This window comes from Pseudonocardia xinjiangensis (assembly GCF_050948425.1).
GTDB lineage: Bacteria > Actinomycetota > Actinomycetes > Mycobacteriales > Pseudonocardiaceae > Pseudonocardia > Pseudonocardia xinjiangensis.
Window position 1 is genome coordinate 309,280 of the sequence record NZ_CP192009.1, and the last position, 26,993, is coordinate 336,272.

Annotated in this window: 28 protein-coding genes and 1 tRNA gene; 12 read left to right on the forward strand and 17 right to left on the reverse strand. The window is 71.9% G+C overall.

The annotated features are described in order from the left end of the window. The first annotated feature begins 245 nt into the window (after positions 1 to 245). A complete protein-coding gene (locus ACQPZA_RS01505; RefSeq protein ID WP_433277690.1) occupies positions 246 to 1,049 on the forward strand; it encodes an LppX_LprAFG lipoprotein in 804 nt (267 codons plus the stop codon). 12 nt (positions 1,050 to 1,061) lie between these two features. On the opposite strand, the gene ACQPZA_RS01510 is transcribed toward ACQPZA_RS01505, so the two are convergent. The 3 genes from ACQPZA_RS01510 to ACQPZA_RS01520 all read right to left on the reverse strand — a co-directional run bounded on the left by ACQPZA_RS01510 (position 1,062) and on the right by ACQPZA_RS01520 (position 4,409). Beyond that, positions 1,062 to 1,976, reverse strand: a complete 915-nt coding sequence (locus ACQPZA_RS01510) for a carbohydrate ABC transporter permease (RefSeq protein WP_169397931.1) — start codon at positions 1,974 to 1,976, stop codon at positions 1,062 to 1,064. Beyond that, positions 1,973 to 2,941, reverse strand: coding sequence for a carbohydrate ABC transporter permease (locus tag ACQPZA_RS01515; protein WP_433277693.1), 969 nt, complete (start codon positions 2,939 to 2,941; stop codon positions 1,973 to 1,975). Before ACQPZA_RS01515 ends, ACQPZA_RS01510 begins: the two co-directional genes overlap by 4 nt. A gap of 82 nt (positions 2,942 to 3,023) precedes the next feature. Beyond that, on the reverse strand, positions 3,024 to 4,409 hold the full coding sequence (locus ACQPZA_RS01520) for an ABC transporter substrate-binding protein (RefSeq protein ID WP_433277695.1): 1,386 nt from the start codon (positions 4,407 to 4,409) through the stop codon (positions 3,024 to 3,026). Between the two features lie 248 nt (positions 4,410 to 4,657). Here ACQPZA_RS01520 and ACQPZA_RS01525 point away from each other — a divergent pair, with 248 nt between their 5' ends. After that, positions 4,658 to 5,743, forward strand: a complete 1,086-nt coding sequence (locus ACQPZA_RS01525; RefSeq protein WP_433277697.1) for an ABC transporter ATP-binding protein — start codon at positions 4,658 to 4,660, stop codon at positions 5,741 to 5,743. Between the two features lie 52 nt (positions 5,744 to 5,795). On the opposite strand, the gene ACQPZA_RS01530 is transcribed toward ACQPZA_RS01525, so the two are convergent. After that, complete coding sequence (locus ACQPZA_RS01530; protein ID WP_433277699.1) at positions 5,796 to 6,833, reverse strand: GNAT family N-acetyltransferase; 1,038 nt, start codon at positions 6,831 to 6,833, stop codon at positions 5,796 to 5,798. Positions 6,834 to 6,963: 130 nt separating this feature from the next. On the opposite strand from ACQPZA_RS01530, the gene ACQPZA_RS01535 reads away from it, so the two are divergent. Beyond that, positions 6,964 to 7,386 (forward strand): organic hydroperoxide resistance protein, encoded by a 423-nt coding sequence (locus tag ACQPZA_RS01535; protein WP_169397926.1) that lies wholly within the window; start codon positions 6,964 to 6,966, stop codon positions 7,384 to 7,386. Between the two features lie 50 nt (positions 7,387 to 7,436). Here the strand turns inward: ACQPZA_RS01535 and ACQPZA_RS01540 are convergent, their stop codons facing one another. Next, positions 7,437 to 9,296, reverse strand: coding sequence for a prolyl oligopeptidase family serine peptidase (locus ACQPZA_RS01540; protein ID WP_433277702.1), 1,860 nt, complete (start codon positions 9,294 to 9,296; stop codon positions 7,437 to 7,439). 77 nt (positions 9,297 to 9,373) lie between these two features. Here ACQPZA_RS01540 and ACQPZA_RS01545 point away from each other — a divergent pair, with 77 nt between their 5' ends. The 4 genes from ACQPZA_RS01545 to ACQPZA_RS01560 all read left to right on the forward strand — a co-directional run bounded on the left by ACQPZA_RS01545 (position 9,374) and on the right by ACQPZA_RS01560 (position 12,424). Next, positions 9,374 to 9,784: a hypothetical protein gene (locus tag ACQPZA_RS01545; RefSeq protein WP_211174685.1), complete on the forward strand. Its 411-nt coding sequence runs from the start codon at positions 9,374 to 9,376 to the stop codon at positions 9,782 to 9,784. 176 nt (positions 9,785 to 9,960) lie between these two features. Next, entirely contained in the window at positions 9,961 to 10,866 is a 906-nt protein-coding gene (locus ACQPZA_RS01550; RefSeq protein ID WP_433277704.1) for a hypothetical protein, read from the forward strand. After that, on the forward strand, positions 10,867 to 12,090 hold the full coding sequence (locus ACQPZA_RS01555) for a hypothetical protein (RefSeq protein ID WP_433277706.1): 1,224 nt from the start codon (positions 10,867 to 10,869) through the stop codon (positions 12,088 to 12,090). It begins immediately after the preceding gene. Positions 12,091 to 12,094: 4 nt separating this feature from the next. Continuing rightward, positions 12,095 to 12,424: a YnfA family protein gene (locus tag ACQPZA_RS01560; RefSeq protein WP_169393942.1), complete on the forward strand. Its 330-nt coding sequence runs from the start codon at positions 12,095 to 12,097 to the stop codon at positions 12,422 to 12,424. A 3-nt stretch (positions 12,425 to 12,427) separates the two neighbouring features. On the opposite strand, the gene ACQPZA_RS01565 is transcribed toward ACQPZA_RS01560, so the two are convergent. Beyond that, a complete protein-coding gene (locus ACQPZA_RS01565) occupies positions 12,428 to 13,351 on the reverse strand; it encodes a cation diffusion facilitator family transporter (RefSeq protein WP_433277709.1) in 924 nt (307 codons plus the stop codon). A 25-nt stretch (positions 13,352 to 13,376) separates the two neighbouring features. On the opposite strand from ACQPZA_RS01565, the gene ACQPZA_RS01570 reads away from it, so the two are divergent. Continuing rightward, entirely contained in the window at positions 13,377 to 13,751 is a 375-nt protein-coding gene (locus ACQPZA_RS01570) for an antibiotic biosynthesis monooxygenase family protein (protein WP_433277711.1), read from the forward strand. Here the strand turns inward: ACQPZA_RS01570 and ACQPZA_RS01575 are convergent. From ACQPZA_RS01575 to ACQPZA_RS01585, 3 genes are all read right to left on the reverse strand, one after another. Further along, entirely contained in the window at positions 13,637 to 14,269 is a 633-nt protein-coding gene (locus tag ACQPZA_RS01575; RefSeq protein ID WP_433277716.1) for a hypothetical protein, read from the reverse strand. The two genes, ACQPZA_RS01570 and ACQPZA_RS01575, sit on opposite strands and share 115 nt — an antisense overlap. Next, positions 14,269 to 14,673 (reverse strand): COX15/CtaA family protein, encoded by a 405-nt coding sequence (locus ACQPZA_RS01580; RefSeq protein ID WP_433277718.1) that lies wholly within the window; start codon positions 14,671 to 14,673, stop codon positions 14,269 to 14,271. The genes ACQPZA_RS01575 and ACQPZA_RS01580 overlap by 1 nt, the downstream gene beginning before the upstream one ends. A gap of 360 nt (positions 14,674 to 15,033) precedes the next feature. Further along, entirely contained in the window at positions 15,034 to 15,519 is a 486-nt protein-coding gene (locus tag ACQPZA_RS01585; protein WP_433277720.1) for a YkgB family protein, read from the reverse strand. 271 nt (positions 15,520 to 15,790) lie between these two features. Between ACQPZA_RS01585 and map the strand changes: the two genes are divergently transcribed. After that, positions 15,791 to 16,570 carry a type I methionyl aminopeptidase gene (gene map / locus ACQPZA_RS01590; protein WP_433277722.1) on the forward strand — a complete coding sequence of 260 codons (780 nt, stop codon included), beginning with the start codon at positions 15,791 to 15,793 and terminating at the stop codon, positions 16,568 to 16,570. 30 nt (positions 16,571 to 16,600) lie between these two features. On the opposite strand, the gene ACQPZA_RS01595 is transcribed toward map, so the two are convergent. Next, the gene (locus ACQPZA_RS01595) at positions 16,601 to 17,236 is read right to left on the reverse strand and encodes a pyridoxamine 5'-phosphate oxidase family protein (RefSeq protein ID WP_433277724.1); all 636 of its coding nucleotides are present in this window, start codon (positions 17,234 to 17,236) and stop codon (positions 16,601 to 16,603) included. Between the two features lie 228 nt (positions 17,237 to 17,464). Between ACQPZA_RS01595 and ACQPZA_RS01600 the strand changes: the two genes are divergently transcribed. Further along, positions 17,465 to 18,205 (forward strand): DUF899 family protein, encoded by a 741-nt coding sequence (locus ACQPZA_RS01600; RefSeq protein ID WP_433277726.1) that lies wholly within the window; start codon positions 17,465 to 17,467, stop codon positions 18,203 to 18,205. 340 nt (positions 18,206 to 18,545) lie between these two features. On the opposite strand, the gene ACQPZA_RS01605 is transcribed toward ACQPZA_RS01600, so the two are convergent. Further along, positions 18,546 to 19,124 carry a TetR/AcrR family transcriptional regulator gene (locus ACQPZA_RS01605; protein WP_433277728.1) on the reverse strand — a complete coding sequence of 193 codons (579 nt, stop codon included), beginning with the start codon at positions 19,122 to 19,124 and terminating at the stop codon, positions 18,546 to 18,548. Between the two features lie 90 nt (positions 19,125 to 19,214). On the opposite strand from ACQPZA_RS01605, the gene ACQPZA_RS01610 reads away from it, so the two are divergent. Beyond that, positions 19,215 to 20,180, forward strand: a complete 966-nt coding sequence (locus ACQPZA_RS01610) for a ketopantoate reductase family protein (RefSeq protein ID WP_433277730.1) — start codon at positions 19,215 to 19,217, stop codon at positions 20,178 to 20,180. A 98-nt stretch (positions 20,181 to 20,278) separates the two neighbouring features. Here the strand turns inward: ACQPZA_RS01610 and ACQPZA_RS01615 are convergent. Next, positions 20,279 to 20,352 (reverse strand) — tRNA-Pro (locus tag ACQPZA_RS01615). A 24-nt stretch (positions 20,353 to 20,376) separates the two neighbouring features. Then, positions 20,377 to 21,318 (reverse strand): metallophosphoesterase, encoded by a 942-nt coding sequence (locus ACQPZA_RS01620; protein WP_433277732.1) that lies wholly within the window; start codon positions 21,316 to 21,318, stop codon positions 20,377 to 20,379. Between the two features lie 108 nt (positions 21,319 to 21,426). Between ACQPZA_RS01620 and ACQPZA_RS01625 the strand changes: the two genes are divergently transcribed. After that, positions 21,427 to 21,897: a GatB/YqeY domain-containing protein gene (locus tag ACQPZA_RS01625; protein ID WP_169393949.1), complete on the forward strand. Its 471-nt coding sequence runs from the start codon at positions 21,427 to 21,429 to the stop codon at positions 21,895 to 21,897. A 52-nt stretch (positions 21,898 to 21,949) separates the two neighbouring features. Here ACQPZA_RS01625 and topA read toward each other — a convergent pair whose 3' ends face one another. From topA to ACQPZA_RS01645, 4 genes are all read right to left on the reverse strand, one after another. After that, entirely contained in the window at positions 21,950 to 24,685 is a 2,736-nt protein-coding gene (gene topA, locus ACQPZA_RS01630) for a type I DNA topoisomerase (protein WP_433282633.1), read from the reverse strand. Positions 24,686 to 25,026: 341 nt separating this feature from the next. Next, positions 25,027 to 25,620, reverse strand: coding sequence for a hypothetical protein (locus tag ACQPZA_RS01635; RefSeq protein WP_433277734.1), 594 nt, complete (start codon positions 25,618 to 25,620; stop codon positions 25,027 to 25,029). A gap of 57 nt (positions 25,621 to 25,677) precedes the next feature. Continuing rightward, positions 25,678 to 26,295 carry a hypothetical protein gene (locus ACQPZA_RS01640; RefSeq protein ID WP_433277736.1) on the reverse strand — a complete coding sequence of 206 codons (618 nt, stop codon included), beginning with the start codon at positions 26,293 to 26,295 and terminating at the stop codon, positions 25,678 to 25,680. A 92-nt stretch (positions 26,296 to 26,387) separates the two neighbouring features. After that, positions 26,388 to 26,981, reverse strand: coding sequence for a hypothetical protein (locus ACQPZA_RS01645; RefSeq protein WP_433277738.1), 594 nt, complete (start codon positions 26,979 to 26,981; stop codon positions 26,388 to 26,390). Positions 26,982 to 26,993: the final 12 nt, after the last annotated feature.

Sequence of the window (26,993 nt, forward strand, 5' to 3'; positions counted from 1 at the left end):
CTGACGTCATCGACGAGGCCCCGCTCCCACTCAGGCGAGCGGGGCCTCGTCGTGCTCCGGCCCGTCCCCGACCCCACCCCGGGGGTGGTGATCGTCTCCGACTCGGGCAAACTGCCCATCGCGATACGGGCCGTCAGGCCCAACGGGGACGTGCACGGGTGGTTTCCCCGAGTACCGGTCGGATCGGCTCAGGGGGGCCCGTTTCGAGCGGCTTCTCATCCGCCCCCTCACGTCGAGGAGGACCCTTGTCCGGATCGAAACGCAGTGGCGCACTGGTCGGCGCGGGCGTCGTCGCGATCGCACTCCTCGCCGGGTGCAGCGGGAGCGGCGAGACCCCCGCAGGCGCCCCGGCGGCCCAGAACCCCGCGGCCGTGGCCGAGGACCCCGCGGCCGCCGCGCTCCTGGCGGCGGCGTCCGAGGCCACCGTCGCGGCCGGGACGGCGCGGTACGAGCTCCAGATGCACGTCGAGACCGGCGGCCAGCAGACCACCGTCAGCGGGACGGGCACCTACGACTTCGACCGCAAGATCGGCGACCTCGAGATGACCACAGCTGGTCCCGGCACCGCACCCGGCACCGTCGACGTGATCATCGACGGTGCCACCTTCTACACGCAGCTTCCCGGGCAGGGCGGTTGGACGCGGACGCAGACCGAGGGCTCCGCGGTCAGCGGCCAGCAGTACGACCCGGCCCAGCAGCTCGCCACCCTGCAGAAGGTGTCCGACGACGTCCGCATGGTCGGTACCGAGCAGCTGCGGGGCGCGGAGGTGCGTCACGTGGCCTTCACCATCGACCCGGCGGCGCTGGCGTCGGCCTCCGGCATGCCGGGCGACTCGGCGGCCGCGCTGCAGAGCGGTGGACCGATTCCGGGTGACCTGTGGGTCGACCAGGACGGTCGCGTCCGGAAGCTCCAGATGCAGATGACGATGAACCAGGGCGGGACCGTCAGCACGATGAACGTCATCTCGGAGTACTTCGACTTCGGAGTGCCCGTCACGGTGCAGCGGCCGGACCCGGCCACCGTGCAGGGACCTGCCGGCGGGCGCTGACCGCGCAGGCTCTCAGCCCTTGACGCTCCCGGCGAGCAGGCCGCGCACGAAGTAGCGCTGCAGCCCGAGGAAGACCAGCAGCGGGACGACGATCGAGACGAACGCGCCGGCGGCGAGCAGGTGCCAGTCGGCACCCCGGGTGCCGGCGAGCTCGGCCACCCGAACCGTCAGCGGCGCCACGTCCGACGTGCCGCCGGCGAACACGAGCGCCACCAGCAGGTCGTTCCACACCCACAGGAACTGGAACACGGCGAACGCCGCGATCGCGGGCTTCAGCAGCGGCAGCATGATCGTGGTGAAGATGCGCACGTGGCCCGCGCCGTCCACGCGCGCGGCCTCCACGAGCTCGGCCGGGACCTCACGCATGGCGTTGTGCAGCAGGAAGATCGCCAGCGGCAGCGCGAACGTCGAGTGTGCGATCCACACCGTCCAGAACGTGTTGTTGAGGCCGCTGCCCACGAAGATCTCCAGCAGCGGCAGCAGCGCCACCTGCAGCGGCACGATCTGGAGCGCGAAGATCGCCACGAAGAGCGTGTCGCGCAGGGGGAACGTCGTCCAGGCGAACCCGTACGCCGCCAGCGTGGCCAGCACGATCGGGATGGCCACCGAGGGCAGTGTGATCAGCACCGAGTTCGCGACGTAGCCGATGAGCGGCTGGCTCCCGCCGAAGAGCACCTCGGCGTAGTTGTCGAAGGTGATCGCCGGATGGGCGAAGAAGGTCCACCAGCCGGTGCGCTGCACGTCGCGCTCGGGACGGAACGAGGAGAGGAAGAGCCCGAACGTCGGGATCGTCCACAGGACGGCGATCACCACGGCCGCGAGGGACGCCCACCGCGAGGACAGGCGGTTGCGTGCCGTCGCCGGCCGCGTCGTCGCCGCCGTGACGATGTCGGGCGTCGCGTCGTCCCGGGTGTCCAGCAGGGTCATCGTGCGTTCGCCTTCCGCATCTGCCGGACGTTGTAGACGACGATGGGCACCACCAGGAGGAACAGCAGCATGGCGAGGGCGGAGCCCATGCCCAGGTCGGAGAGCCGGAAGCTCTGCACGTAGAACTCGTTGGCCACCACGCTGGTGCCGAACTGGCCGCCGGTCATGGTGCGGACGATGTCGAAGACCTTGAGCACGGCGATGCTGATCGCGGTGACCACCACGACCACGGCGGGCCGGATGCTCGGCAGGGTGATGTACCAGAACAGGCGCACCCCGCCGACCCCGTCGAGCCGCGCGGCCTCGACGACGTCGCTCGGGATGGCCTTGATCGCGGCCGACAGGACGGTCATCGCGAACCCGGCCTGGATCCAGATCATCACCACGATCAGCAGCAGGTTGTTCCATGGCTGTTGCAGGATCAGGTTGACCGGCTCGAACCCGAGCCAGACGAGGAACTGGTTGACCAGCCCGGTCTGCTGGATGTTCTGCTGGTTCGGCCGGTACTCGTAGACGAACTTCCAGATGATCGACGCCCCGACGAACGAGATCGCCATGGGCAGGAAGATCAGCGCCTTGGCGAACGACTCGAAGCGGGTGCGGTCCACCAGCACCGCGTAGACGAGCCCGGTCGCCGTCGCGAGGATCGGGGTGACCACGACCCAGAGCACCGTGTTGCGCAGGACGATGAGCAGGTCGGGCTGGGTGAAGATCCGGATGTAGTTGTCCAGCCCGACGAAGCCGGCGCTGCGGGCGTCGAGGAGCGACTGCACCGCGGTGCGGGCTGCCGGGTACAGCAGCCCGACGATCAGCAGCAGGATCGCCGGGGCCGCGAACGCGATGCCGGCGACCTGCTCGGCGCGGCGCCCCTTCCCGCGCCCGGCCACCAGCAGCACCACGCCGAGCACGGCGGCGAAGACGGCCACCGCGACCAGTAGCTGGACGAGCTTGTCGAGCAGGGTCATGCCGGCTCACCTCCGAGCGTGCCGAGGGGAAGGCCCGGGGCCGGGCGGTCCGCACCGCCCCCCGGCACAACGGAGTGGAGCCCTACTGGCCTGCCGGCCAGGACTGCTCGATGAACGTCAGCGCATCAGCCGTGCTCGTGCCCGTGATCCAGTCCGTCATGCCCCGCCAGAACGTCGCGGAGCCGACCGCGCCGGGCATGAGGTCCGACCCGTCGAACCGGAACGTGTTGCCCTCGTCCTGCAGGATCTCGGCCGTGAGCCGGTCGATCGGGCTGGCCAGGTTGGCCGGGTCCAGTCCGGTGTTGGCGCTGACCCAGCCGCTCTGCCCGAGCGCCGTGCCCGCCTTGGCCTTCTCGTTGGCCCACTCCGGCGAGGACAGGTAGGACTGGAAGGCCTGGACCTCGGGCCGGTCGGAGAACGCCGCCACGAACTCGGCGCCGACGAGGATGGTCTGGGGCGTGGCCGGGTTGATCGGCGGCAGCTCGAACGCGTAGACGTCGCCGTTCTCGGTGATGTCGGTGCCCTCCGGCCAGTTCGCCGCGTAGAAGTTGGCCTGGCGGTGCAGGTAGCAGGTCTCGTCGAGGATCGGCAGGCCGGCGTCCTGGAACGTGGTGGTGGCGATCGAGGACGGGTCGCCGAGGCCGCCGTTGACGTACGCCGGGTTCTTGAGCACCGAGCCGACGCGGTCGAGAGCTGCGCTCACCTGCGGCCCGTTGAACGGGATGGCGTGGGTGACCCACTGGTCGTAGACCTGCGGGCCGTTCTCCCGCAGCATCACGTCCTCGAGCCAGTCGGTGAGCGGCCAGCCCGTGGCCTCGCCGGAGGCGATGCCGGCGCACCACGGCTTGCCGCCCTCGGCCACGATCCGGTCGGACAGGGCGGTCATCTCGGCCCAGGTGGTGGGCACGGTGTAGCCCTTGGCCTGGAACGCCTTCGGCGAGTACCAGACGAACGACTTCACGTTGGCGCCCAGCGGTGCGGCGTAGAGGGTGCCGTCGACGCTTCCCGCCGACTTGAAGGTCTCCGGGTAGTACTGGTCGACGTTGGCGGCCACTCCGGCCGGAGCCGGCTTCACCGCGCCCGTCTGCCGAACGAGGGTGGACAGCAGGCCGGGCTGGGGCACGAACGCGATGTCGGGAGGGCTGCCGGCCTGCACCCGGACGGGGAGCTGGGCCTCGAACTCCTTCGAGCCCTCGTACACGATCTTGGCCCCGGTGCACTGCTCGAACGACTTGTACGAGTCGATGTGCGGCTGGTCCTCGGGGGTGATGATCGAGGTGTACACGGTGACCGTCGTGCCGTTCAGGTCTCCGTACTGGGCGTAGGCGCCGCACTCCGGGGCGGGTCCGGTGGGACCGCCGCCCGCGACGTTGCTCCCGCCGCATCCGGCGACCGCGAGAGTGAGGGCGAGGACGCCGCTCGCGAGTCCGGCCGCACGCGTCGGCCTTCTCGATGGCACAGCAGGCATCGCCACACCTCCACCTCATCGGGGATGAAACGGACGCGGGACCCGCGCCGTGCAATTCGCCATGGAAGCGGTTGCGCAGCGCTACGAGCAACGGCTCGCAGTAACGATCCCGTAACCTCACCGTGTGAATTGGTCGGACACGGAGAGTAGTAGTTCTGTCCCAAACACGATCGACATGACAGTCTTCGCCTGCTACTCCCTCACACTCGGATCGTCCGGCACGTTCCTGCCGGTGGAAGGAGCACAGCATGGCTGCTGTGACCTATGACAGCGCGAGTCGGATCTACCCCGGCTCCACCCGTCCCGCGGTCGACTCGCTCGACCTGGAGATCGCCGACGGGGAGTTCCTCGTCCTGGTCGGTCCCTCGGGTTGTGGCAAGTCCACTTCCCTGCGGATGCTCGCGGGGCTGGAGGACATCGACAAGGGATCCATCCACATCGGCGGCCGCGACGTCACGCGCGTTCCCCCGAAGGACCGCGACATCGCGATGGTCTTCCAGAACTACGCGCTCTACCCGCACATGACCGTCGCCGAGAACATGGGCTTCGCACTGAAGATCGCCGGCCAGCCCAAGGCCACGATCCAGGAGCGGGTGCGCGAGGCGGCGAAGATCCTCGACCTCGAGGACTACCTCGACCGTCGCCCCAAGGCACTGTCCGGTGGCCAGCGCCAGCGCGTCGCCATGGGCCGGGCGATCGTGCGGCAGCCGCAGGTGTTCTGCATGGACGAGCCGCTCTCCAACCTCGACGCGAAGCTGCGCGTCTCCACCCGCACGCAGATCGCCTCCCTGCAGCGGCGGCTGGGAATCACCACCGTCTACGTCACCCACGACCAGGTCGAGGCCATGACGATGGGTGACCGGGTGGCGGTGCTGAAGGACGGCATCCTCCAGCAGGTCGACACGCCGCGGGCGATGTACGACCGGCCCGCCAACGTGTTCGTGGCGGGGTTCATCGGCTCGCCCGCGATGAACCTGCTCCCGGTCGAGGTCGACGGCGACGTGCTGCACTTCGGCGGCGCCGACGTCCGGGTGCCTCGCCAGGCGGCCGACGCCGTCGGGGCCACGCGGTCGGTCACGGTCGGCGTCCGTCCGGAGGACATGGACATCGTCGAGAGCGGTGCCGGTCTGCTCACCGAGGTGGAGGTCGTCGAGGAGCTCGGCGCCGACGCCTACATCTACGGCAGCACCGAGATCAGCGGCGAGCGCCGCCCGATCATCGCGCGCGTCGACGGGCGTACGCCCCCCGACAAGGGCGCGGTGCTGCACCTCGCCCCCCGCGAGGGCGCCCTGCACATGTTCGCCGGTGACTCCGGGGAGCGCATCGACCTCTGAGAGAGTCCGTCGAGGGGCCCCGGGACCGGTTCGGTTCCGGGGCCCCTCGCGTTCAGGCGACCGGTGCGGGCAGGGGGGCGCGCAGCCGTACCTCGCCGTCCACGATCTCCGCCGACGGGCGCAGGCCTGCGCGGCGCAGCAGCCGGGTGACTCCCAGGTCGTCCGGACGGGCGACGCCGGTGAGCTCGGCTTCCCCCTGCTCCACGGCCATCTCGGCGATCCGGCGCAGCAGGGCGGTGCCCAGCCCCCGGCCCTGCCAGGCGTCCTCCACCAGCACGGCGGCGCGCACCGAGCCGAGCCCGTCGCCGTCGAGGTTCGCGATCCCCACGGCGCTCCCGCCGTCGGCGGTGACCGCGAGCACGGCCCGACCCGACCCGGACGCCTCGCCGAGGAGGACCTCCAGCTCACCGGGGGCGAGCTGCCGGGTGGGGCTGAGGAACCGGGACCGCCGCGACTCCGGGGCGCAGCGCGCGTGCAGCGCTGCGACCAACGGTGCATCGGCGGGATCCACCGGCCGCATGCGCACCTGGGAGCCGTCGCGCAGCAGCAGGATCCGATCCGGTGACCCCGATCGGGCCGGAGCACGCATGGCCAGCTGCGTGGCGAGCTCCAGCAGCGCCGCCGCCCGGGAGAGCTCGGTGGCGGTGAACGGCCAGGCTCGCCCGAGGCGCAGCTGCTGCGCGCCCACCCTGATGACGTGGGTGTGCCCACCGTGGTCCTCGGCCGCGGGGTCGACCAGCCGCGCGCGCAGCATGGTGGCCACGGCACGCGGCGCGCTGCCGGGGTCGGCCGCGACCATCCGGGCCAGCGCCAGCGCCGTGGTGGCCGGGTCGCTGAGCTCGGTGGCGTCGGCGCGCACCAGCAGGGTGCACGGGATGCCGGCGCTCTCCACCGCCTCGACCAGGGTGGCCGGATCGGCCGACTCCGGCACCTTGACGAGCAGCTCGTCGGTGATCGAGCCGTCGTCGGCGGGCTCGCCGACGACGTGCAGCGAGATGATGTTGCAGCCGGCGGCACCTACCGCCGTGGCCAGCTCGCCGAGGCGGCCGGGCCGGTCCTCCAGCTGGACATGCACGCGCCAGAGCGCCACGTGCTCCACCTCCTCGGGGATCGACTACCCAGGGTTCCCCTGAGTTGTTTCGGGTCTGCTACCGGACCATGACAGAGCCGGATCCCGGGAGATACGTTGGGCACGACACATCTCCCACGAAAGGCGCGACATGCCAGAACCCCTCTACACCGCCGAGGCCACCTCCACCGGCACCGGCCGCACCGGCCACGTCCGCTCCTCGGACGGCATCATCGACCAGGAGCTCAAGGCTCCCAAGGAGCTGGGCGGCCCGGGCGGCGCCACCAACCCCGAGCAGCTCTTCGCCGCCGGCTACGCCGCCTGCTTCCACGGCGCCATGCGCCTCGCCGCCAAGAACAAGGGCGTCCAGGTCAGCGAGGACGCCACCGTCGACGCCGCCGTCGGCATCGGCAAGGACGACACGAGCATGGCGATCAACGTCATCCTCACCGCCCACCTGCCCGGACTCGACCAGGCCACGGCCGACGAGGTCGTGCAGGCCGCGCACCAGCTGTGCCCGTACTCGAAGGCCACCCGCGGCAACGTCGACGTGCAGCTGAACGCGACCGTCTGACCCCTGTGCGCGGATACGCCTGCTGCGGCACCCGTATCCGCGCACGCGCGTCACCCCACCGCGCGGAGCGCGAAGCCGATCTCCGTGGCGATGTGGCGCAGCGTCTCGTCCACGACGAGCGAGCCGTGGCCCGCGTCGAAACGGCTCACCTCGTAGGTGACCTCGCCGTCGCCGACGGCCGCTCCACCGGGACTCCGCGCGGCGAGCGCGTCCAGGTAGTTGTCCACCTGGCGGATCGGGCACCGCGGGTCGTTCTCCCCCGCCAGCACGAGCACGGGCGCCCGCACCTCGTCCACGTAGGTCAGCGGTGACGAGGCCCGGTAGGTCTCCGGCCGCTCCTGCGGCGACCCGCCGAACAGGGCCCGGTCGAACGCACGGAGCTGTTCCATCTCGTCGGCGTAGGCGGTGAGGTAGTCGGCGACGGGCACCCCGGCGATCGCCGCCGCCCAGCGCTTCGGCTGCGTGCCGGCCGCCAGCAGCGCCAGGTAGCCGCCCCACGACCAGCCCTCCACCACGCAGCGCTTCTCGTCGGCGAGCCCGGTGGCGACGCAGTGGTCGAGCACGGCGGCCACGTCCTCCAGCTCCGTCAGCCCCGGCCGGCCCTCGATCGCGTCCCGCCAGGCCGAGCCGTACCCCGTGGAGCCGCGGTAGTTCACCTCCACGACGAGGAACCCGGCGTCCACCCACGCCGCACGCGCCGCGCTGAACCGGTCCTCGTCGGCCGCGTGGGGGCCGCCGTGCAGGCTCACCACCGTGGGCGCCGGACCGTCCACGCCTGCCGGGCGCGCGAGCAGCGCGTGTACCCGGCCGCCGGGGCCGTCCACCCAGAGGTCCTCCACGGGCACCGACCCCGGTGCCGGCTCCCCCGGGGGAGCGAGGAGCACCCGGTCGGTGCCGTCGGGGTGCAGGGCACGCACGGTGGACGGTTCGGCCGCCGACGAGCAGGTGTACTCCACCGTGCCGTCCGGGCGGACCTCGGCCGAGCCCACACATCCCGGCGCCACGGGCAGCTCCGTCAGCTCGCCCGTGTCCAGGTCGTAGCGGTGCAGCCGGGTGCGGGCGGCGTGGGTGTGCCAGACCAGCAGGTGGCGACCGTCGGGGTGGAAGTCGGCGTCCAGCTCGCCGGGCAGGCCGAGCGACAGCTCCTTCTCCGTGCCGGCGAGGACGTCCCAGACCAGCAGCTCCTCCCGGCCGTGCCGCTCGTGCAGCAGGAGCAGCCGCCCGTCGCCGGGCACCGGCGCGAACACCAGCGGGGTGAGGCCCTTGCCCTCGCCGTCGGACTTCTCGGCCACCGCCGTGCCGTCGGACACCCGGACCACCCGCACGGCGGGATGGCGGGAGTCGCCGTGCTCGGAGTGGCTGATCGCGAGCAGCGTCTCGTCCTCGGACAGGGCACCCACGCCGGCGTCCTCGGCGTGGGTGTAGACCACCTCGGAGGGCCCGTCGCCGCGGCGCAGCCAGATCTTCGTCCCGTCGTCGGTGGAGGTGCCGACGGCCACCACGGCCCGGCCGATCTCCAGGCCGGCCGGGTAGCCGTCCTCGACACCGGGCAGTGCCGGTTCGGCGACATCGCCGTCGGGGAGCCCGGCGAACGGCTCGGTGACCCAGTGCCCGAACTCGTCGCCGTCGGTGTCGGCGAACCACCACACCGCCGCCCCGTCCGGCGGGAGGGTCGCCGAGTGGGTGCCGCTGCGCCGGTCGGTCACCTGCCGGTGCGTGTCCGTGGCGCGGTCCCAGACGTAGACCTCCGTGGTCCCGCTCGAGTTCGACGTGTACACCGACCGGTCGGGCGCGTCCCGCGCCCAGGCCGGCCGCGACATCCGGGGCGCGGTGAACCGGGCCCGCCACCGCTGCTCACGCTCGTCGTCGAAGAGCCGGTCGGGGACGGGGGCGGAAGGGTGCTCGGTCACGACCCCGATCCTGCCGCACCGCGGCCGGACACCGGGGTGCCGGCGACGGCGCGGGGGAGCACGGGTTGAATTTCCGCGTGCGCATCCGGGCGACCCCGACCACCGGCACCGGCTACCGGCGCTCCGGCCTGCGCCTGGCCGCGACGCTCGTGGTGGCGGCACTCGCCGTCGGCGGATGCGGGAGCGCGGGGAGTGGGCCGGCCGCCCCCGCCGTCACGGCCGACGGTGTGCAGCGGGTGGAGGTGGCCGTCGCGGGCGGAGCGGTCACCGGCGGCGTGCGGCGGTTCGCGGTGCCCCTGGGGTCCACCGTCGAGGTCGTGGTGGCCAGCGACGTGGCCGACGAGGTGCACCTGCACGGCTACGACCGGACGGCCTACGTCACCGCGGGCGCCACCACCACCCTCCGCTTCGTGGCCGACCTGCCGGGGGTTTTCGACGTGGAGCTGGAGCAACGCAGCCTCCCCCTGACCCAGCTCCAGGTCTCCTGACACCCCGCCCCCGCCCCGCGAGTCGCCCGATTCCTCCCCGCGAGTCGCCCGCATCCGCCGCGCGAGTCGCCCGGATCGCGTGCGCGAGTCGCCCGGACCGGCGGGCCTCCTGAACCCGGTGCGTGGGGGTGCTGGGGACCCGCGGGCCGGGAGGCGCGGGCTCGTAGGGTGATCCTGTGGCGGGGGTCTGGATCGTTCGGTTGCTCCTTCTCGTCACGATGACGGCCCTGCTGCTGCCCGGGGGCGCGACGCCTGCCGATGCCCACGCGGGGGGCCTGTCGTCGGCCACCAGCGAGGCCCGGGTGGTCGCGATCGAACCGCCGGTGCCGGGGCTCCAGGTGCGCGCCGTCGAGTTCGGCGCCCGGCTGCTGGTGGAGAACGGCACGGGCGAGGTGGTCGTCGTCGAACCCCTGCCCGGTTCCCCGCCCGCCGCGCTGCCGGTCGTCGCCCCGGGCGGCGCGGCCTACTGGAGCGATCCCCGCGTGACCGCCGCGGCGGCCCAGCGGCGGCCGGATGGCGACCGCTCGGCCTGGACCGTTCCGCTGCGGGTGGGCGGCATCACCGTGGCGGTACGCGGCGAGCAGTTCTGGCCTCCGCCTCCCGCGACCGCGCTGTGGATCGGGCTCGCCGTTGCCGCGCTGGCCGTCCCCGCCGTGGCGGGGGTGCTCGGGGCGGGCCGGCGATGGGGACGGGTGGTGCTCGCCGCGGCGACGGTCGTGGTGATCGGTGCCCACCTGCTGCACGTGTTCGGTTCCGCCGGGGTTCCCGAGGACCAGCCGTACCCGTTGATGCTGCTCAGCGCGGCCGGCTACGCGCTGCTCGGCTGGCCGCTCGGCGTCGTGGGGGCGTGGCTGACGGTGCGCGGCCACAGCGCCGGCCCGCTGTTGTGCGTCGCCGCGGGCGGCCTGTTCGCGATCGTCATCACGCCGGTTGACGCCTTCACTCTCGTCGACGCCGTGGTTCCGTTCGACTGGGGCGCGGATCTCGACCGCGCGCTCGTGGCGCTGACCCTCGGCGGCGGGCTCGGCGTCGTCGTCGCGGGGATGGCGCTGCTGCGGCGCGGGCCGGTCCCGGCGGCGTAGATGGTGGTGCTCGCGCACGGCATCGGGGGAGTGGAGGGACTGCCGCTCGACGGCGAGCTCGTCCTGCAGACCGGTGGCGTCGTCGTGCTGGTGTCGTTCCTGGCAGTGGCGTTGCTGTGGAAGCACCCGCGGTTCACCGGCCCGGTGACCGGACGGCCGCTGCCCGCCGCCCTGGACTCGCCCGGGCTGCGGCGCGTGCTCCAGGCGGCGACGCTGGCGGTTGCGACCGCGATCGTCGGCTACGGGTTCGCCGGCCCACAGGATCCGGACGCCAACCCGGCGCCCCGGGCCCTCTACGTGCTGCTCTGGGTGGGGCTCGTTCCGGCGTCGCTGGTGTTCGGGCCGGTGTGGCGGGTGCTCAACCCGCTGCGGCTGCTGCACCGCCTCGCCGCGGCGGCCCTGCGCCGCTCCGCGAACGGGACGGCACCGTTGTCCGGCCGGCTGGGCTACTGGCCCGCTGCGCTCGGGCTGCTCGTGTTCGTGTGGCTGGAGCTGGTCGCGCCCGGCCGGGACCGGCCGGACGTCGTGTCGGCGTTCCTGCTCGGGTACGCCGTCCTGCACACGGTGGCCGCCCTGCGGTTCGGTGAGCGCTGGTTCGACCGGGCCGACGCGTTCGAAACCTACTCGGCCCTGACCGGCGCGCTGGCGCCGATCGGCAGGCTGGCCGACGGCCGGATCGGGCTGCGCAACCCGTTCCGTGGCCTGGCGGCCGTCCCCGTGGCGCCGGGGCTCGTCGGCTTCGTCGCGGTGTGGTGGGGCTCCACCGTGTTCGACGGCCTGAGTGGCTGGGTGGGGTGGCAGGCGCTGGGCCTGCCGGCGGTGCTCGACACGCTCGTGCTCATCGGGTTGGTCCTGCTGGTCGCCGGGCTCTACCGCGCCGCGACCGGCCCGCTGGCCGGCCCGCTGGTGACCACCCTCGTGCCGATCGCGGCGGGCTACACGATCGCCCATTACCTGACGTTGCTGCTGGTGGAGGGGCCGCGTGGGCTCGCGCAGCTGGGCGGCGCGCAGCTCGGTGCCGTCACCGCCGTGCCCGCGCCGGGGGTCGTGGCAGGTGTGCAGATCGCCGCCGTGCTCGTCGGGCACGTCGTGGCCGTCGTCGCGGCGCACGACCGCAGTGTGGCGCTGCTGCCCGAACACCGGCGGCTCGCCGACCAGGTGCCGCTGGTGCTGCTGATGGTGGCCTACACGATGGCCGGGTTGTTCCTGCTCGTGCTCTCCTGACCCCATGACGGTGGTGCGATCGATCCTGCTGTTCGTGCTGGCCGCCGTGGCCGAGATCGGCGGCGCGTGGCTGGTGTGGCAGGGCGTGCGGGAACACCGCGGGCTGCTGTGGATCGGGGCCGGTGTGCTGGCGCTGGGGGCCTACGGGTTCGTCGCCACGCTGCAGCCGGATCCGCACTTCGGACGGATCCTCGCCGCCTACGGCGGGATCTTCGTGGCCGGCTCGCTGGCGTGGGGGATGCTCGTTGACGGCTTCCGCCCCGACCGCCTCGACTACATCGGTGCTGCGCTGTGCCTCGTCGGGGTCGCCGTGATCATGTACGTGCCGCGCTGACGGTCACCAGGCGAGCTCGGTGCAGCCCGTGCGGGCTCCCGGCGGCTCCACCTGCAGGGTGAAGTGCGCGAGGTGGTGGCCCTCGGCGAGAAGCTCCTGGGCCTGGGTGAGCACGACCGCGGGATCGCAGGCGGCGTCCACGGTGAGGTGGGCGGAGCCGACCTCCATCCCGGAGGTGAGCGTCCAGACGTGGACGTCGTGCACGTCCTGCACGCCATCGAGCGACGCGAGCTCGGACCGGATGGCCGCCACGTCGACGTGGGCGGGCGCGGCCTGCACGAGGATCCGGACGGCCTGACGGGCCAGCGACCAGGTGCGCGGCAGCACGAACAGCCCGATCCCGATGGCGACGATGGGGTCGGCGTAGCGCCACCCGAACAGGAGCGTCACCGCACCGGCGAGCAGAACCCCGACCGAACCGAGCGTGTCGGCGAGCACCTCGAGATAGGCGCCGCGGATGTTGAGGCTCTCCTGGGCGCCCTTGCGCAGCATCGCGAACACGACGAGGTTGGCGCCGAGCCCGGCCGCGGCGGTGAGCATCAGCGGCAGGCCGGGCACCTCCGGCGGGTGGGCGAAGCGCTGCACGGCCTCGATGAGCACCCAACCGGCCACCCCGAAGAGCAGCACGGCGTTGGCGAGCGCGGCGAGGACCTCGGTGCGGTAGAGCCCGAAGGTCCTGCGGTCGGTGCGGCTGCCCTGGCGGCCCGCGGCGATGGCGGCGAGGGCCATCGCGACGCCGAGCACGTCGGTGAACATGTGGCCGGCGTCCGACAGCAGTGCCAGCGAGCCCGTCGCGAGCCCGACGAGGACCTCGAGCACCAGGAACGCCGCGAGCACACCGAGCGAGATGGCCAGTCGCTTCACGTACCGCCCGGACGCGCTTCCGCCCGCCGCTGCTTCGGTCCCGTGACCGTGACCCGCCCCCATGACCACAACATATGCGGAACTATGCATGAGTGCAACCGGTGACGGAGGGAGGTCGCGGTCGTCACGCTGGGCGCAGGCACGGCCCGGTGCCATGGTGGTGATCGTGGTGCTCGAGATCGCCGACTTCGCCGTGCTCCCCGGAACGGGGGACGACTTCGCGTCCGCGGTTCGCGAGGGCAACGCTCTGGTCGCCGATGTTCGCGGCTTCCACAGTGCTCGTCTCGGCCGCTGCGTCGAGACGCCCGGGCGGTTCGTGCTGATGGTGGAGTGGGAGAGCCTGGAGGCTCACACCGCTTTCCGCGAGTCGGAGAAGTTCGTGCGCCGGCGGGAGCTCATCGGCCCGTTCCTGGCCGGCGCCCCGCGGACGGACCGCGTGGCCGAGGTCCCGCTGTCGGTCTGACCGCCGTCGGCGTCCTGGCCGACCGGTACGGCGATCGACGCCCACAGCAGCGATGCCGCCGCGACCACGGCCGCGGCGCCGAGCACGTGCAGCAGGACGAGAACCTCCGGCACACCGACGGCGTACTGCACGCTCCCGAGCGCCCCCTGGGCCGCGACGACGGCAACCAGCAGGACGAACCGCCTGCGCGCACGGAGCGGGGCGGAGCTGAGCCGAAGTACCACGCCGAGCGCCGCCAGGAGGACGAGGTAGAGCACCAGGAGAACGCTGTGCAGGCCGGCCAGCGCCTGGACCGGGAGGTCCAGCCGGGGGGTGGCCGGGTCGCCGGCGTGCGGGCCGGCTGCGGTCACCAGCGTGCCGGCCGTCAGGAGCAGCCCCAGCGTCACGACTCCTGCCGTGGCGACCGCGCGGCCGGGTGGTGACAGCGCGACCCGCTGGGGGTCGTCGGGAAGGAAGACCGCGACGACGAGCTGGACGGCGAACCAGATCAGCAGCATCGACGGCAGGAAGTGCAGCATCACGTTCCACCAGGCCAGCTGGTTGAGGACGGTGAAACCACCGATGACGCCTGCAGCACCGCACCGGCCGGCATGATTGCGGCGAGGGTCACCACCCGGCGGCGCCGCGGCCGGAGCCGCCACGCCGCAACGAGGCAGCCGACCGAGATCAGGAGCACGACCGTCCCGAGCAGCCGGTTGCCGAACTCGATCCACTGGATGACCGCCGCGATGTCCTCCCGGGGCGTCGGCACCAGGCTCCCCGGGTCGCACTGCGGCCACGTCGGGCAGCCGAGACCGGAACCCGTCACCCGGACGAATGCCCCGGTCACGGTGATCACCACGTGCGCAACCACGTTGGCGACCGCGAATCGCCGCAGCGCTGCTTCCGCGCCGGACCGCGCCCCTGCGTCGTCGCTGGTCACGATGGCCTCCCGGCTCGTCAACGGGCTGCTACTACAGCATGTAGAGCAATGCGGTCGACGGGCGGGGTCGGTGGTGGTCCGACACGGCGGTGCGTGCGCCGGTCGGGTGACTCGGGCGCGCAGACTCGCGCCCGTGAACCGGGCGACTCGCGGGTGGTTCGGTGTCCTCGCAGACCGGGTGCGTTCGTCGCAGATGCGGTGGGCCCTGCGAGGAGCACGGCGGCTCTGCGACGACGCGTGGGGCCCCGGGGGTGAGCACGCGACGCCCGGCGCCTCCGAGGGGCGCCGGGCGGGGGGTGGCGATTCTGGGCGGTGCTGGATAACGCGGTGTGCCGGACTCGTCGAATCCGATTCAATCGATTATCGGACGGTGCGGCGGCGGGCCGCCAGGGACTCGCCCAGAGTCCACACGGAGGCGCCGAGCAGAACCAGGTCCTTGATGAGGAACTGGCCGGTCATGGAGAGTGCGGGAAATCCACCGCCGGCGGCTTCGCCGATTCCGGGAGTGGTGAACAGGTAGCTCAAGGTGCTGAGGAACAACACCACCGCCACTGCGCTGCCGACCGCGGAGGCCCGCGGCAGCCACGGGCGCAGCGCGATCAGCACCGCAGCGACGATCTCGACGGTTCCGATCACCGCGGCCAGCGTCTGAACACCGAAGATGTCGTAGAGCCAGCTCTGATACGGGCTGTTCGCGATCAGCGGCATGATCGCCGTGGCTTCGTAGGAGGCGAACTTCAGAGCACCGATCCAGGCGATCACCAGAGCGAGTCCGTAGCGGAGGATCGTGGATCCGATAACGGTAATGCGCTGGTCGGTGGTCGGGGCGGAGAGCGTGGTGGTCATCTCGGTTCCTTTCGCGGGTCTGCCGATCATCTCGAAATCCTCAACTTGTCCCGCGGCCGGATAATTTCTCGAATTCCTTACCGGAACCTAACGCGCCGACGGGAGTTTCTCTCGGAGTGACAGACCGGGCACCCGCACCGTCCGGCGATGCCCTGTCCGCGATGCCTGTCGGCGATGCCCTGCCCGCAGCGCCACGGGCGGGCTGGTATTTCTATACCGACACCTGCTATGTTCGGTATAACTATACCGGTACTGGTGACGTGAGGTACTCGTGATCGAACTGAAGACGCCTGCGGAGATCGAACGCATGCACGTGGCCGGGCGGTTCGTCGCCGAGGTGCTCACCGAGGTCGGCCGGCTCGCCGACGTGGGCGTCAACCTGCTGGACCTGGAGCAGCACGCGCGCGGCATGATCGAACGGCGCGGGGCCGAGTCGTGCTACTGGGACTACGAGCCGTCCTTCGGGAAGGGCCCGTTCCGCAACGTCATCTGCCTCTCGGTGAACGACGCCGTCCTGCACGGCCTGCCGCACGACTACACGCTGCGCGACGGCGACGTGCTCAGCGCGGACCTTGCGGTCGGCATCGACGGCTGGGTGGCCGACTCGGCGCGCACGGTCGTCGTCGGGACCGCCGCCGAGGAGGACCTGCGGATCATCCGCGCCACCGAGGAGGCGTTGGAGGCGGCGATCGAGGTGGCGCGTCCGGGCAACCGCCTGGGTGACATCTCGGCGGCGATCTGGACGGTGGCGCGCGACCACGGCTATCCGGTCAACAGCGAGTTCGGTGGTCACGGCATCGGCCGCACCATGCACGAGGACCTGCACGTTCCGAACAAGGGCCGGGCGGGGCGCGGCTTCCCGCTCCAGTCGGGCCTGACCCTCGCGCTCGAACCCTGGTTCGCCCGTACCACCGACCGGATCGTCTACGACGCCGACGGCTGGACGATCCGGTCGGCCGACGGCTCGCGTACGGCCCACTCCGAGCACACGGTGGCCATCACGGAGGACGCCCCTCTGGTGCTCACCCGGCGCGAGTCGGAGCACCCGTAGCCCCCGGCTCGGCGGCCGGGCTCGACGGGGTCAGTACATCGTCTCCTCGAGGCGCTTCGGCGCGGCCGCGTCGAAGGCCTGGCAGTCGACGGCGCCGTGGGTGATCGCTTCGAGCATCTCGCCCATCGAGGGTACGGCGGAGCCGGGGATCTGGGTGGCGCTGTTCCAGAGCTTGGAGCGCATCAGGGCCTTGGGGCACTGGATGTAGGCGGCGTCGACCGTCACGACGATCACGCTGGCCGGGAGCTTGTCCCGCCGCTCGCCCATGGCGAAGCTCTCCCGCAGTGCGGGGTCGGTGCTGAGCACGGCACGGCCGTTGACCCGCAGCAACGTGCCGATGCCCGGGATGAGGAACACCAGTGCGACGCGCGGGTCGCGCACGATGTTGCGCAGCGAGTCGACCCGGTTGTTGCCCCGGCGATCCGGGATGAGCAGGGTCTTCGGGTCCGCCACCCGGACGAAGCCAGGGGGGTCGCCCCGGGGCGAGCAGTCGAGCCCCTCGGGCCCCGACGTCGCCAGCACGACGAATGGAGAGGCCTCCACGTAGGCCCGGTAGTGCTCCGAGACGTGGTCCAGCTCCATGGTGACCGCGGCGGCGATCGGCTCGCCGTACACGGCGTCGAGCTGCTCGATCGTGCGGATGGTGGTGGCGTCGTCAACCCTCACGCCAGCGACCGTACGTGTCGGATCCCCCGGATCCCGCTCCCTGTGACGAGGGCTCCGCCTGCGCAAAGGCCCCGTCCGATGAGCTCGGACAGGGCCCCTGACCTGTGTCGGGATGGCAATATGTGAACCTGCGACCTCTTCGTCCTGAACCCGGATGCGTGCGCAGCCCCAGGGGGAGGTCGACGGGGGCGCGGCACACCGCCATCCGGAGATCCCACGGAGGCGATCATGAACGAGCAAGCACCCAGCTCGGCCCTCCCGCCGTTGGTCGACAGAAAGACCTGGCAGGAGGCGCGGGAAGCACTGTTCGCACGGGAGAAGGCGCACACCCGCGAAGGGGACGCGATCGCGGCGGCGCGGCGGCGGCTGCCGATGGTGGAGGTCGACGCCACCATCGAGGTGATCGGTCCTGACGGACCGATCACGATCCTCGACGTCTTCGAAGGCCGGAAGCAGCTCATCGCGTACTTCCACGCCTGGTGGCCCGGTCGGCCCGCCGCGGAGCAATGCGAGGGCTGCACGTTCTTCAACAGCCAGGTCCGCGAGCTGTCCTACATCCACTCCCGCGACGCCACGTACGCCACGCTCAGCAAGGGTCCGTACGAGGAAAGCGTCCGCTACCGGGACTTCTTGGGCTTGGACATGCCGTGGTACTCGGTCGAGAAGACGGCGGCGCAACTCCTGGAGGGTCGCGACTGGCAGCGCCACCACCTCGTCTGCTACGCCCGCGACGGCGAGCGGGTGTTCGAGACGTACTACACCGGCGGTCGCGGCGTCGAGGTCATGGCCCCCACCCACGGGCTGCTGGACATGACCGTCTACGGACGCCAGGAGGCGTGGGAGGACTCCCCCGACGGCTGGCCCCAGCCCTGGGGTGACGCCGGGAATCCCGAGGTCTGGCGTACGAACGGACGCCCCATCGCCCAGTGGTCCCGCATCGAAGCCGGCCGGTCCGACGAGCTGACCTGAGGATCAGCCGAGGCGACCGAGGGTCGTCGGTCCATCAGGTTGCGCGGCACCGGACGGGGCGGGCTGTGGTTCCCGGGAATGCTCGGGAGTGCGGACCCGAACATGCATAACGGCCATGGCCGGAAGCTCTCGGCAGAGCCTCTGACCAGGACCGGTCTGTTGTCGGGGTGAGAGGATTTGAACTGCGACCTCTCCGTCCCGAACGCGGACGCGGTCGTTCCGATAGTGCAATGCCGTGCTGTCGCACTGGCATTCTGCGGGTCTTGACCGGTCGAACCTGCGTAGGCAAAACAGAATCAGGAGACGCTAGCGGCGGTGGTCGGCTGGCGCATCGCGCGAGCTATCCGTCCGAGTGCGGTCGGCGCAGTCCGTCCAGCACGAGGGTGATGACGTCGTCGGCCTCGGCCCGCCAGTTGGGACGGTCATGGGCCGCGCCGATCCCGTGCAGCGCCATCATCACGGCACCGGCGTCCACGTCGTCGCGAACGGCGCCCTCCTGTACGGCGGCGGCCACCAGATCGGCGACAGCCTGCTCCAGTGCCCGGCTGCCCTCGGCGAGGGCACCCGAGCGATCGGCCATGAGGGTGGACAGCGTCCGGGCCAGGCCCTCGTGGGCGTCCATGTGGTCGACCGTGCCGCGGAGGAAGGTCGCCAACGCCTCCGCCGCGGGCAACGTGGCCTGTAGCTGGCGGGCGCGGTCGCACAGCGCGGCGACTTCCCCGTGGTAGACCGCCTCGGCCAGTGCCTCCCGGGTGGGGAAGTGGCGGTACAGCGTGCCGGTGCCCACCCCGGCCAGGCGAGCGAAGTCGTCGAAGCGCAGGTCGAAGAAGCCTCCGGCGTCGAAGACCTCCCGGGCCGTGGCGAGCAGGGCCTCACGCTTGCGCCGGGCGTCGGCCCGCAGCGGCTTGTCGGCGGTCATGCGCTCCCTCGCATTGACATATGGAGACGATCTCCATATTTTAGAAAGTGGAGATTACCTCCAATTCGATCGTACCCCTTGAGGTGCAGCGTGAAGATCCTGATGTTCGGCCGGGGCGTGATCGCCACCATCTACGGCTGGGTCCTGCACCAGGCGGGACATGACGTCGAGTTGTACGTCCGGCCGGGCCGCGCGGCGACGTACGGAGACGCAGTGGACCTCGACCTGCTCGATACGCGGCGCCGGGTGTGGGGGCAGCGCGTCGTCGAGAAGTGGCCGGTGCGCTACCGCGAGGCGCTGGAGCCGGACCACGACTTCGACCTGATCGTGCTCAGCGTGCCGCACCACCGCCTCCCGGAAGCGGCGGCCTTCCTGTCCCCGCGTGTCGGCCAGGCCACGGTGCTGGTCTTCGGCAACATCTGGACCGAGCCGCAGGCCGCGATCGGCGCACTCCCGCTCGACCAGATCGCCTGCGGCTTTCCCCAGGCCGGCGGCGGTTTCGGCGCGGACGGCGTGCTCCGTGGGGGGCTGCTGCCGTCGGTCATCTTCGGCACCCTCGGCCGGCCCCCGACCGACCGTGAGCGGGCCGTGCGTCAGGCGTTTCGCGACGCCGGGCTCCGGATCAAGGAGCAGCCTGACCTGCGCGGCTGGCTGTGGGTCCATTTCGTGTCGGATGCCGGCCTGTTCTCGCAGGGCCTGCGGCTGGGTTCCCTGTCCAAGCTGGCCGGGTCGACGCGCGACTTCCGCGAGGCGCTGCTGACCGGCCGCGAGCTGCTGCCGCTCCTCACGGCGCGCGGCATCGACCTGCGACGTCACCGGGGCGGTCTGCTGCTGTTCCGGGCGCCCACCTGGCTGATGGCCCCCGTGCTCGCCTGGCTGACCGCTCATGTCACGCCGCTGCGCGTGAATTTCGAGGCGCACTCCGACCCCGACGCCGAGGAGCCGCGTGAGGTCTGCCGAGACACCCTCGCGGAAGCACGACGGCTGGGCATTGCGGTACCACGACTGGAAGCGGCGGAACCGAACTTTGCCCGTGAGGGGACGGGTCGAGTCTGAATTCACCGCAAGGGAATGCTCGGAGTGCGGGCCCGAACATGCAGAACGGCCCTGGCCGGAAGCTCTCCAAAGAGTCTCTGACCAGGGCCGTTCTGTTGTCGGGGTGACAGGATTTGAACCTGCGACCTCTTCGTCCCGAACGAAGCGCGCTACCAAGCTGCGCCACACCCCGATGGCCCGTGAGCCGTGACCAACTCTAGCTGACGTCCACGGCGGCCGACGCGCGGGTGGCCGGTGCGGACGGAACCACCGACGCGCGGGGCACGAGCGTGAGGAGGCTGGCCTCCGGCGGGCAGGCGAACCGCACGGGGGCGAACGGCGAGGTGCCCAGGCCCGCGGAGACGTGCAGCCAGGTGTGGGCGCCCCAGCGCGAGGCGCCGCGGGCCCGGGAGCGGTCCAGGCCGCAGTTGGTGACGAGCGCGCCCACGCCCGGCACCCGCAGCTGGCCGCCGTGGGTGTGACCGGCCAGCACCAGGTCGTACCCGTCCGCGGCGAACCGGTCGAGGACCCGGGGCTCAGGCGAGTGGGTCAGCCCCAGCCGCAGGCCGACGTGGCGCGCCGGGCGCCCGGCGATGCGCTCGTAGCGGTCCAGGCCGAGGTGGGGGTCGTCGACGCCGGCCACGGCGACGGTGACGCCGGAGACCGTGAGCGTCACCTGCGTGTGGGTGGCATCGGACCAGCCGTGCTCCAGCATCGCGGCGCGGAGGTCGCGCCACGGCAGCGGGTCGCCGTGCGAGCGGCGCTTGCTCTTCACCAGGTAGCGCGCGGGGTTCTTCGGCGTGGGTCCGAAGTAGTCGTTGCTGCCGAAGACGAACAGCCCGGGGTACTGCAGCAGCGGACCGAGGGCGGCGACCACCGAGGGGACGGCCCGGGGATGGGCCAGGTTGTCACCGGTGTTCACGACGAGATCGGGCTCGAGGGCCGCCAGCGCGGCGACCCAGCGCTGCTTGCTCTGCTGGCGCGGCGTGAGGTGCAGGTCGGACACGTGCAGGACGCGCAGGGGGCGTGAGCCCTCGGCCAGCACCGGCAGCGTCGCCTCGCGCAGCGTCCACCTCCGGCGCTCGATACCCGCCGCGTAGGCGACCGCGGCCGCTCCCGTTGTGGTCGCGCCGAGCGCGAGCCGGCCCCAGCTGTTCACCCGGTCAGGGTACGGCGAGAGCCCGCGCATCCGGTATCCCCACGTGCCGGCCCCCGCGCCGTGCGGCGTCGCGGCGCCGCGACGCGGACATGCATTAGCGTCACCGCGGTGAGCACCTTGAAGGAGCAGCTGCGGACCGATCTGACCGCCGCCATGAAGGCTCGCGACGAGCTGGTGAAAGCCACCCTGCGGATGACGCTGACGGCCATCGGCAACGCCGAGGTCGCCGGCACGCAGGCCCGCGAGCTCGACGACGCCGAGGTCATCAAGGTGATCACCAGGGAGGCCAAGAAGCGTGCCGAGTCGGCCGAGGCCTTCGCCGCCGCCGGCCGCGAGGAGCTGGCCGCCCAGGAGCGCGCCGAGGGTGAGGTGCTGGCCCGGTACCTCCCGACGCAGCTCTCCGACGACGAGCTCGCCGTGATCGCGCGCACCGCGGTGGACGAGACCACCGCCGAGCTGGGCGAGCAGCCCGGTCCGCGTCAGATGGGACAGGTCATGAAGAAGGCCACCGCGGCGGCTGCGGGTCGGGCCGACGGCGGCCGGGTGGCCGCCGCCGTGAAGGCCCTGCTCGTCGGCTGAGAGGGCCCGTGCACGGCCGCGGGCCCCGCTGGGGTGCCCGCGGCCGCGCCCGTCACTTGGCGGGCGCCTTCTTCCGCGTGGTCGTCCGCTTCGCCGGAGTCTTCTTCGGTGCCGGACCGCGGGCCCGGCGTTCGGCCAGGAGCTCCGACGCGCGCTCGTCGCTGATCTGCTCGACGGTGTCGCCCTTGCGCAGCGACGCGTTGGTCTCGCCGTCGGTGACGTACGGGCCGAACCGCCCGTCCTTGATCACCATCGGCTTGCCGGTGGCCGCGTCGGCACCCAGCTCGCGCAGCGCCGGCGTGGCCGCCGCCGTACGCCGCCCCCGCTGCTTGGGCTGCTTGTAGATCTCCAGCGCCTCGTCGAGGGTGACGGTGAACAGCTGCTCCTCGTCGGAGAGCGACCGCGAGTCGGTGCCCTTCTTCAGGTACGGGCCGTAGCGCCCGTTCTGCGCGGTGATCTCCTCGCCGCTCTCCGGGTCGGTGCCGACCAGCCGCGGCAGCGAGAGCAGGCGCAGCGCCTCCTCGAGCGTGACGCTCTCGGTGGACATGCCCTTGAAGAGCGACCCGGTGCGCGGCTTGGGCTTGGCCGCCGCCTTCTTCTTCGTCCCGTTCGTGGGCGTCTCCGGCTCGGCGGGCTCCGGGAGGATCTCCGTGACGTAGGGCCCGTAGCGGCCCTCCTTCGCGACGATCTCGTGGCCCGTCGTCGGGTCGACGCCCAGCGAGCGGCCCTCCTGCGGCACCGAGAACAGCTGCTCGGCGACCTCCGGGGTGAGCTCGTCGGGCGGCAGGTCGTCGGGCAGGTTCGCGCGCTGTGACTGCCCGTCGCGGACGCGCTCCAGGTATGGGCCGTAGCGGCCGACGCGCACCACGACGTCGTCGAACACCGGGACGGAGTTGATCTCCCGGGCGTCGATCTCCTCGAGGTTGACGCCCACGAGCTTCTTGAGCCCGCCCGACCGCGCCACCGACCCCGCACTGCCCTGGTCGGCCCCGAAGTAGAAGCCGGAGAGCCAGTCGGTGCGGCCCTGCGTGCCTGCGGCGATCGAGTCGAGCTCGTCCTCCATCGCGGCGGTGAAGTCGTAGTCGACCAGCCGGCCGAAGTGGTGCTCGAGCAGCCCGACCACGGCGAACGCGATCCACGACGGGACGAGCGCCTGACCCTTCTTCCAGACGTACCCGCGGTCCTGGATCGTCTTGATGATCGACGCGTAGGTGGACGGGCGGCCGATCCCGAGGTCCTCCAGCGTCTTGATGAGGCTGGGCTCGGTGAACCGCGACGGCGGGTTGGTGGAGTGGCCCTCCGGGGTGAGCCGGGCGGCGGTCAGGGCCTGGCCCTGCGTGAGCTCGGGGAGCCGCGACTCGGCGTCGTCGGCCTCGCCGCCGGCCTGGTCGTCGACGGTCTCGACGTAGGCCTTGAGGAACCCGGGGAAGGTGATCGTGCGTCCCGACGCGGCGAACGTGACCGCCTCTCCGGTGGCCGCGGTGCCGCCGATGCGCACGCTGACGGTGGTGCCCCGCGCGTCGGCCATCTGCGACGCGACGGTGCGCTGCCAGATCAGCTCGTAGAGCCGGAAGTCGTCGCCGTCGACCTCGCGGGCGATCTCGCCGGGGGTGCGGAAGGTGTCGCCTGCCGGCCGGATCGCCTCGTGGGCCTCCTGCGCGTTCTTCACCTTGCGCGTGTACTGCCGCGGCTGGGCCGGCACGTAGGCGTCGCCGTAGAGCTCACGGGCCTGCGAGCGGGCGGCCTGGATCGCCGACTCCGACAGGGTGGTGGAGTCGGTGCGCAGGTAGGTGATGTAGCCGTTCTCGTAGAGCCGCTGTGCGCTGCGCATCGTGCGGTCGGCGGAGAAGCGCAGCTTCCGGCCGGCCTCCTGCTGCAGCGTGGACGTCATGAACGGCGGGTACGGCTTGCGGGTGTAGGGCTTCGACTCGACCGACTCGACGGCCAGGTCGCGGCCCTGCAGCGCCTCGGCCAGCCGCCGCGCGCCTGCCTCGTCGAGGGGCCGGGCCGTCTCCTTGCTCCCGGCAGCGCTCTTGAGCCTGCCGTCCGGGCCGAAGTCGCGGCCCGTGGCCACTCGCGTGCCGTCGATGGCCACCAGACGCGCGGGGAACTGCCTCGGGCTCGCCTCGGCCCCGGCGTCGAGCTGCGCGGCGATGTCCCAGTACGACGCCGAGACGAACGCCATGCGCTCGCGCTCGCGCTGGACGATGATCCGTGTGGCCACCGACTGCACCCGGCCGGCCGACAGCTTCGGCATGACCTTCTTCCACAGCACGGGGGAGACCTCGTAGCCGTAGAGCCGGTCGAGGATGCGCCTGGTCTCCTGCGCGTCGACCAGGTCGTGGTCGAGGTCGCGCAGGTTCTCGACGGCCGCCCTGATGGCCGACTCGGTGATCTCGTGGAAGACCATCCGCCGGACCGGGACCTTTGGCTTGAGCGTCTCGAGCAGGTGCCAGGCGATCGCCTCGCCCTCGCGGTCGTGGTCCGTGGCGAGCAGCAGCTCGTCGACGGACTTCAGGGCGTCCTTGAGCTCGGCGACCTTGCTCTTCTTCTCCGGCGTGATGATGTAGAGGGGCGCGAACTGGTTGTCGACGTCGACCCCGAGGCGGGCCCACGACTCGCCCTTGTACTTGGCGGGCACGTCGGCGGCGCCGCGCGGCAGGTCACGGATGTGCCCGACGGACGCCTCGACGATGTAGTCGTTGCCGAGGTACTGCTGGATCTTCTTCGCCTTCGTCCCGGACTCGACGATGACCAGCCGGCGCGGCGGTCGCCCGTTGGCGACCACGGCTGTGCCGTTGGGTCGGCCCGGGTCGGCCTTCGCGGCCGCCTTCCGGCTGCCCGTTCCCTTCTGGGCTGCGGGCTTCGCACTTGTCGTTCCGGTTGCCACCTGGTCCTACTCCATCGTCTACGGCCGCGTCGGCGCCGCGCACCGGCCGTTCTGCAGGGCCACCGCGCCGGATGCGCGGGGTGCCCGGACACCGAGTATGCGGGTCTCGGGTTCCGGCACGTACCGGAACCTCATGTTCACCCACCCACCTACCGTGTCGCGCTCGTCACACCGCACACCACGCGGCGTAGTGCGCTCGACACTGTGCGAGCCTGCGCCGCGAGAGCCTAACCAGCTCGTCAAGACGCCGTGCGGCCCCAGTACCTGGGCCAGTCGGCCCCGTCCGCCCTGGGCGGTACCGGGCCGACGAGCTCGACGAGCCGTTGGACCCGCCGTGTCCCACTGATCCGTAATGCCGTTCCACGTCCCACTCTTGCGGGTGGGATGCCTGCCCGGGTCGCCGCGGCGACCAGAGCGAGGTGCGTGTCCGGGGCGTGCGGGTCCAGCGCAAGCAGGTACCCGCCCCGGTCGTCCGGCCGGCCTGCGGCCAACGCCCACAGTCGTAACGCCGGACCGTCCAATTGCCATCCCGGTGGCACCGTCTTGACCGCACCGTTCGTCCACGCCCTGGCCAACCCGACCAGGTCGCACCGGAACGCCGAGCGCAACGCGGTGGCGCCGCTCTCGGTCTGCACGGTACCCATGGTGATGCCCGTGGCCGCGCACGCCGACGCCAGTGCGGGTGCCCTGGCGGGGTCGGGCAGCACGATCGACAGCCGCGCCTGGTCGCCTGCGCCGAAGCGGACGATCTGTCCCGGCCCGCACAGCAGTCCGGCGAGGTCGCTCACGCTCGGTGGGCGGGCGTCGGCGGAGAACAGCGACAGCTGCGACACGAGCGCACAGTAGAACACGCGTTCGAGCGTGACCACCAGGGCGCGCCGATGATCGCCTTAACGCGGCGCCGTGGCCGACAGGGCGGACAGCTGCTGGCACTGGGTCGCCCGCTCGGCGGCGCGCTGCAGGCGGGGCGTGGCGCTCAGATCGGCCAGCGGGTTCGGCGGGGTGATCGCGTCGAAGGTCGACTGGGCCTGGGTCAGCGCGGCCATCACCGACTCGGGGTTGCCGGGGTCGGCGGCGTCCACCGTGTTCTTGGCTCCCGTGAAGTCCTGCTCGAGGAACTCCAGCGCGCTCTGGGCCCGCCCCACGGCCTCGTTGCCACCCTGCACGGGCGAGCGGCCGATCGCGGTGAGCTGGTCGCGGCCCTGCTGCACGCCGTGGAGGACGGTGCCGAGGTAGTCGCTGACGGTGCGTTGCACGGTCGGGAGGTCGGCCGACGGCGCCAGGGCAGGAGGCGTCGTGGCCGGCACGGCGAAGCTCATGACCGCACCGCAGAGGCGATCGGCCCAGGCCACCGGGTCGCTCCCCGGGCCCTCGGTCGGGGTCGGGGCGGGATCGGCGGCTGCGCTGCCGGGAAGCGTCGTGGTGCAACCGGCGAGGACGGCGACGGCGAGTGCGGCGGCAACGGTGGGGACGACAACCGTGAGGGCGGGGCGGGTCGTTCGAGGCATGCGCCGGCTCCGGATCGGGGGAGGGACGGCGCCAGTGTGCCCGGGAGGCCTCGGGCAGTGATCACCGAGGCCCGGGAACGGGGTCGTCGGTGCTACCGGCCGCTCGTCTGGCGCCGGACCAGCTGGCAGTTCGGCGCGTGCTGGCTCGCCTGGTCCAGCTCGGGACTGGCCTTCAGGTCGACCGTCGGATCCGGCAGGTTCGCGAGATCCTGCAGCGGCGCGACCGCCTTCGGCAGCTCGCTGACCACCGCCTTGCGGTCACTGGTGTCGACCGCGTCGACCTGGGTCTTGACGTCCTGGAAGGAGGTCTTGAACGTGGTGAGCGTCTGGGCGAGCCGGGTGACCACGTCGTCGCCGCCCGCAACCGGCGAGGGCCCGACCCGCGTCATCCCGCCGATCGCCGAGTCGGCCGCCCCGGCGCTGCGGCCGAGGTAGTCGCTGATGCCCCTGGCGAGCCCTGCGGGGTCGGCTGCGGTGCTGAGCTGCGGGGGAGTGCCCGCCGTCCGGACGAAGGGCAGCAGTGCGCCGCACACCCCGTCGACCCACTTCACGGGATCGGCCGTGGTGGCGGGCAGCGAGCCGGCCGGGCTCGCCATGCCCTGGACGGTCGTGGTGCAGCCCGCCACGGGGACCAGCAGGGTGGCGAGGACCAGGACGATCAGTGCGGGGCGCGAGGTCGCCGGCATCTTGCTCCCGAC

Excerpts from the sequence above, each read along its gene's own strand:
- ACQPZA_RS01520 (WP_433277695.1), bottom strand. The coding sequence starts at position 4,409 with ATGCCTGCTGTGCCATCGAGAAGGCCGACGCGTGCGGCCGGACTCGCG.
- ACQPZA_RS01560 (WP_169393942.1), top strand. The coding sequence starts at position 12,095 with ATGACGGTGGTGCGATCGATCCTGCTGTTCGTGCTGGCCGCCGTGGCC.
- ACQPZA_RS01510 (WP_169397931.1), bottom strand. The coding sequence starts at position 1,976 with ATGACCCTGCTGGACACCCGGGACGACGCGACGCCCGACATCGTCACG.
- ACQPZA_RS01570 (WP_433277711.1), top strand. The coding sequence starts at position 13,377 with ATGAGTGCAACCGGTGACGGAGGGAGGTCGCGGTCGTCACGCTGGGCG.
- ACQPZA_RS01525 (WP_433277697.1), top strand. The coding sequence starts at position 4,658 with ATGGCTGCTGTGACCTATGACAGCGCGAGTCGGATCTACCCCGGCTCC.
- ACQPZA_RS01535 (WP_169397926.1), top strand. The coding sequence starts at position 6,964 with ATGCCAGAACCCCTCTACACCGCCGAGGCCACCTCCACCGGCACCGGC.
- ACQPZA_RS01600 (WP_433277726.1), top strand. The coding sequence starts at position 17,465 with ATGAACGAGCAAGCACCCAGCTCGGCCCTCCCGCCGTTGGTCGACAGA.
- ACQPZA_RS01645 (WP_433277738.1), bottom strand. The coding sequence starts at position 26,981 with ATGCCGGCGACCTCGCGCCCCGCACTGATCGTCCTGGTCCTCGCCACC.
- ACQPZA_RS01555 (WP_433277706.1), top strand. The coding sequence starts at position 10,867 with ATGGTGGTGCTCGCGCACGGCATCGGGGGAGTGGAGGGACTGCCGCTC.
- ACQPZA_RS01575 (WP_433277716.1), bottom strand. The coding sequence starts at position 14,269 with ATGCTGCACTTCCTGCCGTCGATGCTGCTGATCTGGTTCGCCGTCCAG.
- ACQPZA_RS01605 (WP_433277728.1), bottom strand. The coding sequence starts at position 19,124 with ATGACCGCCGACAAGCCGCTGCGGGCCGACGCCCGGCGCAAGCGTGAG.
- ACQPZA_RS01565 (WP_433277709.1), bottom strand. The coding sequence starts at position 13,351 with ATGGGGGCGGGTCACGGTCACGGGACCGAAGCAGCGGCGGGCGGAAGC.
- ACQPZA_RS01640 (WP_433277736.1), bottom strand. The coding sequence starts at position 26,295 with ATGCCTCGAACGACCCGCCCCGCCCTCACGGTTGTCGTCCCCACCGTT.
- ACQPZA_RS01515 (WP_433277693.1), bottom strand. The coding sequence starts at position 2,941 with ATGACCCTGCTCGACAAGCTCGTCCAGCTACTGGTCGCGGTGGCCGTC.
- ACQPZA_RS01585 (WP_433277720.1), bottom strand. The coding sequence starts at position 15,519 with ATGACCACCACGCTCTCCGCCCCGACCACCGACCAGCGCATTACCGTT.